Source organism: Methylocaldum sp. (assembly GCF_039794385.1).
In the GTDB taxonomy this organism is placed as follows: Bacteria; Pseudomonadota; Gammaproteobacteria; order Methylococcales; family Methylococcaceae; genus Methylocaldum.
Genome location: NZ_JBDIVO010000165.1, coordinates 1 through 9,986 on the forward strand (window position 1 = coordinate 1; position 9,986 = coordinate 9,986).

General features: G+C 57.2%; 9 protein-coding genes. 5 read left to right on the plus strand and 4 right to left on the minus strand.

Annotated features, from left to right (window positions below):
- The 3 genes from ABJK70_RS14305 to ABJK70_RS14315 all read right to left on the minus strand — a co-directional run.
- Nucleotides 1–980 (minus strand): hypothetical protein (locus ABJK70_RS14305; protein WP_347258304.1); only part of this gene is annotated, 980 nt, incomplete at its 3' end.
- 526 nt (nucleotides 981–1,506) lie between these two features.
- Nucleotides 1,507–2,244 carry an ABC transporter ATP-binding protein gene (locus ABJK70_RS14310; RefSeq protein ID WP_086133111.1) on the minus strand — a complete coding sequence of 246 codons (738 nt, stop codon included), beginning with the start codon at nucleotides 2,242–2,244 and terminating at the stop codon, nucleotides 1,507–1,509.
- On the minus strand, nucleotides 2,241–2,984 hold the full coding sequence (locus ABJK70_RS14315; RefSeq protein ID WP_077729313.1) for an ABC transporter permease: 744 nt from the start codon (nucleotides 2,982–2,984) through the stop codon (nucleotides 2,241–2,243). The genes ABJK70_RS14310 and ABJK70_RS14315 overlap by 4 nt, the downstream gene beginning before the upstream one ends.
- 139 nt (nucleotides 2,985–3,123) lie before the next feature.
- On the opposite strand from ABJK70_RS14315, the gene ABJK70_RS14320 reads away from it, so the two are divergent.
- From ABJK70_RS14320 to ABJK70_RS14340, 5 genes are read left to right on the plus strand one after another with little or no spacing between them, the layout of a single operon-like run.
- On the plus strand, nucleotides 3,124–4,707 hold the full coding sequence (locus tag ABJK70_RS14320; RefSeq protein ID WP_086133112.1) for a thymidine phosphorylase family protein: 1,584 nt from the start codon (nucleotides 3,124–3,126) through the stop codon (nucleotides 4,705–4,707).
- Nucleotides 4,708–4,709: 2 nt separating this feature from the next.
- Complete coding sequence (locus ABJK70_RS14325; RefSeq protein WP_347258305.1) at nucleotides 4,710–5,603, plus strand: ribose-phosphate diphosphokinase; 894 nt, start codon at nucleotides 4,710–4,712, stop codon at nucleotides 5,601–5,603.
- Nucleotides 5,604–5,609: 6 nt separating this feature from the next.
- On the plus strand, nucleotides 5,610–7,133 hold the full coding sequence (locus tag ABJK70_RS14330) for a HAMP domain-containing sensor histidine kinase (RefSeq protein ID WP_086133114.1): 1,524 nt from the start codon (nucleotides 5,610–5,612) through the stop codon (nucleotides 7,131–7,133).
- A 7-nt stretch (nucleotides 7,134–7,140) separates the two neighbouring features.
- Nucleotides 7,141–7,713, plus strand: coding sequence for a hypothetical protein (locus tag ABJK70_RS14335; protein ID WP_077729321.1), 573 nt, complete (start codon nucleotides 7,141–7,143; stop codon nucleotides 7,711–7,713).
- A 4-nt stretch (nucleotides 7,714–7,717) separates the two neighbouring features.
- A complete protein-coding gene (locus tag ABJK70_RS14340; RefSeq protein WP_077729322.1) occupies nucleotides 7,718–9,079 on the plus strand; it encodes a sigma 54-interacting transcriptional regulator in 1,362 nt (453 codons plus the stop codon).
- A 213-nt stretch (nucleotides 9,080–9,292) separates the two neighbouring features.
- Here the strand turns inward: ABJK70_RS14340 and ABJK70_RS14345 are convergent.
- Nucleotides 9,293–9,986: universal stress protein (locus tag ABJK70_RS14345; protein WP_347258306.1), on the minus strand; the 694-nt coding region annotated here is incomplete at its 5' end.

Here is a 9,986-nt window from a genome sequence, read left to right on the forward strand (position 1 = left end):
CCTAAGGAGCCGCCGATAAACGGTGCCAACATAGCGATTACCTGGGGTAATTGACGCATGGGTTCCCGCGATATACCGAAAGTCTGGAGATAACTCCACAGTTCCTGATGTTCGGATGTGGGAAAGTTTCGATTGAACTCGCGCTTGGCGCGCGCGTACAAGGCCAAAGTGCAGGGGATATACAAGGCGATGACCATCAGGGAAAAAACCGCACCCCAGTACATGCTCAAAGTCAGCGACCAATTGACGAATTCCTCGGTCAGTTTTCCCTGCCCCAAGAAGACCACCGGCCACCGCAGCCAGGCGAGCATATGCAAGACGCCGATCAACAGCATCGCAGAACCCAAATTGACCGCGTTTTTTAGGTGGCTAAAACGCGCTTCGATAAAATGCAGGACTTCATCCGGAGGCAGTTCCTCGAACGGAGCCATGGAACTGCTTCCGGCCAGAATGATCGCGAAAGGCACCACGGTCGCGATCAGATTGACCACGCTTACTAGTCCGAGAATAACTCCGAGCTGCAAGGGTGAAAAATAGCCTGACGCCTCAAGTACCCCGTAGGTCAGTCGAAAAATCGCGGTTACACCATTTTCGCGGAGAGTACCAAAAACGAAGTAGGCGACGGACAGGATTCCGAGGAGACCTATGATTGCACCGAAATACCTGAAGCATTGACGACTCAGGTTGAGGCGAATCGTATGAATGCTGACGATCATCACGGCAACTGCAATGGCGTAATAGACAATTACAGCCGTCAGCCACACCGTTCGCGCACGTAGCTCGGACAATTCCATAACGATGCCGCGGTCGAACGCTGAAATCTGACGGGCCAACTTGCCGGGGATCGTCGACAGTCCGAACCCGCCCAATTCGAATACTACGATAGCCGTCAGCAAAACCCCGACCGGGGCAAAGGCGAAAAGAAGACATCCGAACTCCTGCTTCGTCGCAGCATCGGGAAGAAAAAAACGCTTTCTCATGGCTTTGGCCCCCAGCCGATGTCCTTCTCCGCCAGGAACGCACCGGGTAATGACGGTCGTGGCAGAACGACGATCGTTTAGATGTGAAATTTACATTGTACGAGTCTGTCAGGCGGTCGATTCCTTCGCCCACGGTCGGTCGCCGCAAATAGCCCCGACCCGCCGACCATGACGTGTAGCCTATTTCGGGAAGCTCGGATAGAGCGACGCCGAATTCAGGGAGCTTGCCGCCCTACGCGTCCAGCATTCCAATATATTTCAGCCGGTTGATTTCCGCAGATGATGGGAGATTTTCGACAAACGGTCCAGGGGGCGGTCTCTACCTGATCCGAGTGTTTGAGCTCTTGGTCTATTACTCGAAGAGTCGCTATTTCGGTGCTGCACGGTTTCCATTAGCTAATCCGTTTGCCGACCCGTTAACGTCGGGAAAGGATTCCCGACCTACAATAGCCTAAGGCGCTATACCACATCGGAAAATGCACTAGCGTGGCGCGTGTGCCGCCATGGGCAGTATCTACAAGAACGGTTAAAGCAGCTCCCGAATGACCGGATAATCCGAGTAAAGCCGCTGGCGAAAGGTTTCGATCGCGGCCTCGCTTCGCTCGGTGCGCGGGATGTTTACCGGAATGTCGCCAATCACCGAAGCCGGACGCGACGACAGGAATATCAGCCGATCCGCCAGTTCGATCGCTTCGCGCAAGTCGTGGGTGACGAACAGGACCGTGTGCGGACGCTCTTGCCAAAGTGCCACGACCAGTTCGCGGACACGGCGGGCCGTGGGCGGATCGAGCGATACGAACGGTTCGTCCATGAGCAAGAGATCCGGATTGACGGCGAAGGCCCGCACCAGGGCCACACGGCGGCTCATGCCCAGCGAGAGCCGTTCCGGGTATACATCCTGCGCGTTGGCGAGTCCGACTACGTCGAAAAGATGATCGATATAGGCGGGATCGGCCTCTTTGGGAAGGGCCAGCTCGATGTTTTCCCGCACCGTCCGCCACGGAATGAGGCGCGGATTTTGAAAGACATAACCGATGTGCGGTTTTCCGGTTTCGGTTCCGATTCGGACCGTGCCTTCATAATCCCGGTCCAGTCCGGCTGCTATATTTAGTAGCGTAGTTTTGCCGCAGCCCGATGGGCCGACGAGACAGGCGAATTCGCCGGATCCGAGTATGATGGACAGATCCTGGAGTATAGCGGGTGCTCCCGTTTCTCCTTTGGGCCGATAGGTTTTTCTGACTATCTCGATTTGAACCGCGGTCATCGGCGCCACCGTTGGGCATGGCGATCGAGAGGCTTGAGGAGGCCGATCTCGATCAGTTGAATTACGACGACGAAGGCGATGGTGTAGGCGAGGATGGCGGAGACGTTGAACATCTGGAAGAACAGGTGCAGTTGAAAACCCATGCCGTTGCTGCGTCCGAGCAATTCCACGACCAGAATGATCTTCCAAATCAGCGCGAGCCCGGTCCGCGAGGCGGCGATGAAGAACGGGTACAACTGCGGCCAGACGATGTGGCGCAGCGTTTTGTACCGGCCGAACCGATACGCTTCGGCCATCTCCAGGAGATCTCGGTCCAGCGTCCGTGCGCCTTCCCGCACGGTCACGACGACATTGGGCAGCTTATTGATGACCACGGCGGCGATGGCGGCGCTCTCGACCAGCCCGAACCAGACGTAACACAGGATGATGATCACCAGAGCCGGAATGTTCAGAAAAAACACGAGCCAACTGTCGAAAAAACGATCCAGTTTTTCGTGCCGGCCCAGCAGGATACCCAAGGCAGTCCCCATACTCATGGCCAAGACGAAACTGACGGCCAGCCGCGCCAGCGTCACGCCGAGATGGTAGGGCAGCGCTCCGGAGCGGACTTCGGACAGAAGCACTTCCGATACCTCCAAGGGAGACGGCAACAGCGGCGTTCCAAAGGCGATTGCCGCGGCTTGCCAAAAGGCGACCAGCGCCGCGATCGAGGTTATCGGGTAGAAAAAAGCGGCGCGCATGTCGGAAATAGCGGCAAATGGACGTGAGAAACGACTGATTACAACTGACGTGTTATTTTAAGGGTTCGGCGGTGTCAGTGGTAAACAATCCGCCTTCTTGGAGGAAAATTAGAGTTTTTTCGAAAACGATTGCGGAACCATGACCGAAACAACATCCGATTCCGAAGTATCCGATCTCCGCAACGATCACATCAGCTATCGGCTCAAGCTGCGCCGCATCGCCATCGATACCTATCGGGAAAATGTCGCCTATCTCCACCGGGAGTGTTCGGTTTACCGTGCGGAAGGCTTCCAGGCGCTCGCCAAGATCGTGGTCTATTGCAACAACGAGCGAATCGAAGCCGTACTGAATGTGGTGGACGACGACCAGATCGTCAATCCCGACGAACTGGGCCTTTCCGAGCAAGCGTTCAGTCAACTGTGCGCGGAGGAGGGGCACGACGTTCGGGTCGCGCAGGCGGAACCGCCCGCATCCATGGATGCGGTTCGGCGCAAGATCGGCGGAGAGCGGCTGAGTTACGACGATTACATTTCCATCACCCGCGACATCGCGAATCGCCGTTATTCGAAAATGGAAATGGCGGCCTTTCTGGTGGCGACCGGACAAAACGGACTGGATCGGGATGAAGTGCTTCTTTTGACCAAGGCCATGCTGTCGACCGGAAGCCGGATCGACTGGAACGAGCCTTTGGTGGCCGATAAGCATTGCATCGGCGGCATTCCCGGCAACCGGACATCCATGCTGGTCGTGCCCATAGTGGCGGCGCACGGCACCTTGATTCCGAAAACCTCGAGCCGTGCCATCACGTCGCCGGCCGGTACGGCGGATACCATGGAGGTCTTGGCGCGAGTCGATCTCTTGCCGGAGACCTTGGACAAGTTGGTTCGAATCGAGCGAGGCTGCCTGGTCTGGGGTGGAACGACGCGCCTGGCGCCTGTGGACGACATGCTGATTTCGGTTGAGCGCCCGCTGGGCATCGATTCGCAAGGCCAGATGGTGGCTTCGATTTTGTCCAAGAAGCTCGCGGCCGGCGCGACGCATCTGTTGCTGGATATCCCGGTCGGGCCGACAGCCAAAGTTCGGCACATGCGCGATGCGATGCAATTGCGAAAACTTTTCGAGTACGTCGGCGACCGCTTGGGACTTTATTTGGAGGTCATGATCACCGACGGCCGGCAACCGGTCGGCCACGGTATCGGGCCGGTTCTGGAGGTGCGCGACGTGATGCAGGTGCTGGAGAACGACCCGCGTGCTCCGACCGATTTGCGGGAAAAGTCCCTGCGATTGGCCGGGCGTATTATCGAATTCGACCCGGATGTGCGCGGCGGTCAGGGATATGCCATCGCTCGGGAAATTTTGGAGTCGGGGCGAGCCTTGGAAAAGATGAACCGTATTGTTGTGGCACAAGGTGTGCAAGAACAAAAATTCGAGCTGGGCAAGCTAACGTATGAAGTCTGCGCCGAACGCGCGGGGTCGGTGACTCATATCGACAACTTTTTTCTCGCTCGTATCGCGCGACTGGCCGGAGCGCCGATGTCGAAAGGGGCTGGCGTCGACGTGCTGAAGAAGCTGGGAGACAAGGTGGAAAAAGGCGAAGCGCTGTACCGGATTCATGCCGAGTTTCCGTCGAATTACGATTTCGCTTGCGATTTCGTCCGTCAGCGTACGGGGTACGAGTTGGGCGAGTTCGATAAAATACCTAAAGGTTACGTGGAATTTTGACCATGATTTTAGGATTCTCCGATTCTCGCGTTCAGGCCATGGCAGTGGTGGAGGCTCTGGATGCCCGATACGGCGAGGTCGGCATCCACCGTTTTCCGGACGGGGAAAGCAAGGTGACCTTGCCGGAGATAAAGGCCGAGCATGTCGTCGTATTTCGCAGTCTCCAGGATCCCAACGACAAATTGGTCGAGCTGCTCCTGGTCGCTCGCGCTCTGCGGAACCAAGGCGTCAAAAGACTGTCTTTGATAGCGCCCTATTTATGTTATATGCGGCAGGATTGTGCCTTTCAACCGGGTGAGATCGTCAGTCAAAAAATAATCGGGGAGTTTCTTGCCGGCTTGTTTGATGATGTCGTGACCGTCGATCCTCATTTGCACCGTATCAGCCGGCTCGAAGAGGCGGTTCCGGCGAGAAATCCGATTGTCGTACCGGCGGCTCCGCTGTTCGCGCGTTATCTCGCGAACCGGTCAGACAAGCCGTTGCTGGTGGGGCCGGATGCCGAATCGGAACAATGGGTAAGCGCCATCGCGAAAGACTGCGGGCTTCCCTTTGTCGTCGCTTTCAAGCAACGTTTCGGTGACAGGGCAGTGTCGGTCGAGACGACTGATTTTCAGGTGAGGGGGCGAAGCGTAGTCCTGGTTGACGACGTGGCCAGCACCGGCACGACCTTGACCGAAGCCGTTGCCAAGCTGCGCGCACTGGGGGCCGAGAACGTCGATGTGCTGGTGACGCACCCGTTATTCGTCGAGAATGCCGTCGATAAGCTGCGACGTAGCGGTGTTTCCGAGATCGGCAGCAGCGACAGTATTCTTCACTCCACGAATGTCGTGTTTTTGGCCCCGATCCTGGCGGAAACCTTAAGAAACGCACTCGACTACAATCGGAATTCCAGCTAAGACTCCATGCTGATCTTCTTTAATATTCTGCGAAGGATATCGCTCAGGAAGCTGATTCTTGTCGGTTTTACGATGGCGATACTGCCCTTGGTGCTCGCCTTGGTGTTCGCTGTCACGGCGGTCAAGGAATTGGCGGTTTCCTCTCAAAAAACGGCTTATCGGGTGGCTCAAATCAGCCAAAAAAAGGAGTTGTTGCGCGAGAGGCTCACCGATTTCGAGCGCAAGGCCAAGCGGTACTTGATTTTAGAAGACGCGGAGAGCCGCGTCGCTCTCGAAACGGTTCACCGTGACCTCGGCGAGGTAATCAGCAATTTGTTGAGCTTGACCGAAGAGCCGGCGTTGGTCGCCCAGCTCCAGCGGTTTTCGGTAGAAGAGGGAGGCATCTTTCAGCATGTTTCGAACATGGCGATCGAGCCGACGGCAAAGCCCGAAAAAGTCGACACCCGCCGTTCCGGCGCGACGCGCGAGCAGCGTGACCGGCCTAGAAAGGCGCGCATGGAAAAGACAGATGAAATGTTTTCGACGCTCAATCTGAAGGCTAAGGAACTCGCTCGCGGTTTCTCGGGGATCGTGGATTCCGAGGTCGACAATCTGGAGAGCAGGTCCTCCGCGGTTCAGCGCCGGATGTTGCAGGAGTCGTCGGTTTTGCTGCCTATTTCGGTGGTCTTAATTTCGTTTGTTACGTTTTTCATCATCCGCTCGGTGCGCCAGATGGACCATGCGATACGCAAGCTCGGGGCCGGCGATTTCATTCGGCCGATCCAGGTGACCGGTCCTAAGGATTTGGAATACCTGGGCGAACGGCTGGACTGGCTGCGCAGCCGGCTGCGAGGTCTCGAGGAGGCGAAACAGCAATTCATCCGCCATGTGTCCCACGAGATCAAGACTCCGTTGGCGACCATCCACGAAGGCACCGAACTGTTGGCGGACGAAGTGGTCGGGGAACTCAATACCGAGCAAAGAGAGATCGCGCAGATCGTGGTCAGCAATACGCAAAAGCTGGATACCTTGATCGCCGAGTTGATCAATTACAGCCAAGTCAACGCTCGTCCCGGAGCCATGCTTCGGGAAACGGTCAATATGGCGAGGCTCGTCTCAGAATTGATCGACGATTACCAGATTCGCTTGCGCACCAAATCCATCGAGCTGACCGAGCAGTTGCGGCCGGTCGAACTCGACGGCAACCCGGATCAATTGCGTACCGTTGTTGATAACCTGCTGTCAAATGCAGTTAAATACTCGCCCGTCGGCGGCGAGATCTGCGTGACGCTCCGCCAAAACGGCGGCCATATGGAGTTGGAAGTAGAAGATGACGGCCCGGGCATAGAGCCCGACGAGCGTAAACACGTTTTCGAGCCGTTCTTTCAGGGAAAAGCTGCCCGAGAGGACGGCATCGCGGGGACGGGCATGGGATTGGCTATTGTCAGCGAATGCGTTTCCGGTCATCATGGCAAGGTCGAAGCCTTGGAGCCCCGCCCGAACAAAAAAGGCGCCCGTATTCGGGTGCAAATACCTTTACGGCTAGATTAAGCGACACATGAAATTCCCCTCCCGCGCTACAGCTCTGATCGTGCTGTTTGCTATCACGGGTTGCGCAGGATTCAGAAGCAAGGAGAGTGCTGATACTGCACCCAAAGCGTCCGAGCAGAAATACGCCAGCTATGCGTTCGAGGATCTCCTCAGTTTTGCCGCCGAGATTGCCCGCCTGCCTCCGGCCGAGCGGCTATCCGAATGTCAACAACTGTTGCAGCGTTACCAGGCCGATCGCAGCTTAGGCGTACGTCTGCATTTTTTCTTTGCCCAGGCGGCGACCGAGGCCTGTGGCGACATCAGGAATGCCTCCGTGATCGTGGACGCCTCTTTGGCCGAACTTCAGGACGAACGGCTTAAAGCCTTGTTGATTTATCAGAAAGAAATTTTGAGCCGTCTCGACAACGAAATCGAGCGGCGAAAACACTCGGAGCGTCAGGTCTCTCACACCGTATCGAAAGAAAAGAAAGTGCACCGGCGGCTGAAAACGCAAGAGAGCGAGCTGAAAGAGCTTCAAGAGAAGCTGGATGCGCTCAAAGCTATCGAGCAGCGTTTAGACGAGCCAGACAGCGGACAATAATCCTATGAACACTGCACGTAAACGTGTCCTATTGGTGGACGATGATCCGGATCTGTTGCGCCTGGTGGCCCTGCGTCTCACCTCAGCGGGATTTGAACTGGAAACCGTGAACAGCGGACCGGCGGCCATTTCGAGGGTCTCCGTGTTTCGCCCCCATGTCGTCGTGACGGATCTGCGTATGGAGGGCATGGACGGCCTGGCGTTGTTCGACTTTCTCCATGAGCAATATCCGACGCTGCCCTTCATCATCATGACGGCCCACGGCACGATCAGCGATGCCGTCAGCGCGACCAAGCGGGGCGTGTTCGGCTTCGTGTCCAAACCTGTGGACAAGAACGAACTGGTCAAGCTGGTCAACCAGGCCATGCGGATCGGACTGACCAGCGGCGTCACGGTGGATCAGGACGCTTGGAGACAACACATCGTCACACAGAGCCCTCTCATGGAGGAGTTGCTGAGCCAGGCCAATCGCGTCGCACAGAGCAAGGCGAGCATATTTATCGGCGGCGAGAGCGGCACTGGCAAGGAGTTGCTCGCGCGCGCGATTCACGAGGCCAGTACGCGGGCGGACGGGCCGTTCGTGGCGGTCAATTGCAGCGCGATTCCGGAAAATCTCTTCGAATCCGAACTTTTCGGACATCGCAGGGGCGCGTTCACAGGCGCCACCCGCGATCACAAAGGGCTCTTCCGTGCCGCGGACGGCGGCACTCTGTTTCTGGACGAAATCGGCGACATGCCCAAGTCTTTTCAGGCCAAGCTGTTGCGCGCGCTCCAGGAGATGAAGGTGCGCCCGGTGGGCGCCACCGATGACGAGCCGGTCGACGTGCGCATCATTTCCGCAACTCACGCGGATTTGGATAAGGCCATGGCGGAAGGGAACTTCCGCGAAGACCTTTATTACCGGCTCAATGTCGTCACCTTGATGCTTCCGCCCCTATCCAAGCGGCCCGAGGATATTCCTTTGTTGGCGATGCATTTCCTGAGGGATCTCGCGGAAACCTACGGCAATCGGGTCAAGGGATTTTCGCCGGAGGCCATGGAATGTTTCGTGAATTTCGAATGGCCCGGAAACGTGCGGCAACTCCGTAACGTCGTGGAGCAGTGCGTCGCGCTGTCCTCGACGCCGCTCATCCCGGTGACGCTGGTGCAACGGGCGTTGCGGGACGAACCGGCGTCGTTCCTATCCCTGCAGGAAGCCAGGGAACAGTTCGAGCGAAACTATCTGATCCGGCTGTTGCAGATGACCAACGGCAACGTAACTCAAGCCGCTAAGCTGGCCAAGCGCAACCGGACCGAGTTCTACCGCTTGCTCAGCCGGTACGGCATGAACCCGTCGTTGTTCAAGAGCTCCGACGTAGCGCCTTAGGGCAGTAGGATGGGTAGAGCGATAGCGAAACCCATCGATCGCGAACCGGCAGGACAAGCAGGCAGGCCGGAAAGGTCTGCCCCGGGTCGCCCGAGAAGCGGAAGCTTCTTCGTGCGGGTTCCCAAACAGGAGTTTGCGAACGAGAAAAAACCAGGAAAAAATAGCCTTATTTTTCTTCCTGCCGGCTCCATCGCTTACCTTTTCGATTTTTCGTTATCGCAGCACCAGCACCGGAAGCGTGGCATTGGTGAGCATGCTCGTCGTCGTACTGCCCACCAGGAACTCGCGTATCCTGGAGTGGCCGTAGGCGCCCATGATCAACAGGTCGATGCCATGCTCTTGCCGGTACCGCTCGGAAACGTTGATGACGTCGCCCTCGCGGATTTCGGCCGTCACGTCCAAGCCGGCCCGCGCCAATGTGGCTCTGGCCCAGTCGAGGTGCTCACGCAGACCGGCACCGTCTTTGCCGGCCATCAGAATGTGACAGGAAAGCCCTCTGAACAGCGGGCTGTTGGCAACCATCTCTATGCCTTTGCGCGTGGTCGCGCTGCCGTCGAAAGCGAACATGACCCGTTCGGGCTCCCTGAATTGATGGGGCGTTACCAGAATGGGTCTGTGCATTGTTCTGATCACCGTTTCCAGGTGGCTGCCGATATGACGATTGGCGCCGTTGGTGCTTTCGCCCTGCTTGCCCATCACCAATAAGCGTATATCCTCCTCGAGTTCCAGAAGCGTATCCACCAGGCTGCCGTGGCGTTGAACGCAGGACGGCGACTCGATGCCGTCGGCCACCGCACGCTCTTTTGCCGCCGCCAGCATCAACCGGCCCTGTTCGCGTGCGAGTTTCCCGCGTTTTTCATCCAGAGCCGTCAGTTCTTCCAATAAGGATTCGCGGCTGCCCAACCCG

Excerpts from the sequence above, each read along its gene's own strand:
- ABJK70_RS14310 (WP_086133111.1), bottom strand. The coding sequence starts at position 2,244 with ATGACCGCGGTTCAAATCGAGATAGTCAGAAAAACCTATCGGCCCAAA.
- ABJK70_RS14315 (WP_077729313.1), bottom strand. The coding sequence starts at position 2,984 with ATGCGCGCCGCTTTTTTCTACCCGATAACCTCGATCGCGGCGCTGGTC.
- ABJK70_RS14320 (WP_086133112.1), top strand. The coding sequence starts at position 3,124 with ATGACCGAAACAACATCCGATTCCGAAGTATCCGATCTCCGCAACGAT.
- ABJK70_RS14325 (WP_347258305.1), top strand. The coding sequence starts at position 4,710 with ATGATTTTAGGATTCTCCGATTCTCGCGTTCAGGCCATGGCAGTGGTG.
- ABJK70_RS14330 (WP_086133114.1), top strand. The coding sequence starts at position 5,610 with ATGCTGATCTTCTTTAATATTCTGCGAAGGATATCGCTCAGGAAGCTG.
- ABJK70_RS14335 (WP_077729321.1), top strand. The coding sequence starts at position 7,141 with ATGAAATTCCCCTCCCGCGCTACAGCTCTGATCGTGCTGTTTGCTATC.
- ABJK70_RS14340 (WP_077729322.1), top strand. The coding sequence starts at position 7,718 with ATGAACACTGCACGTAAACGTGTCCTATTGGTGGACGATGATCCGGAT.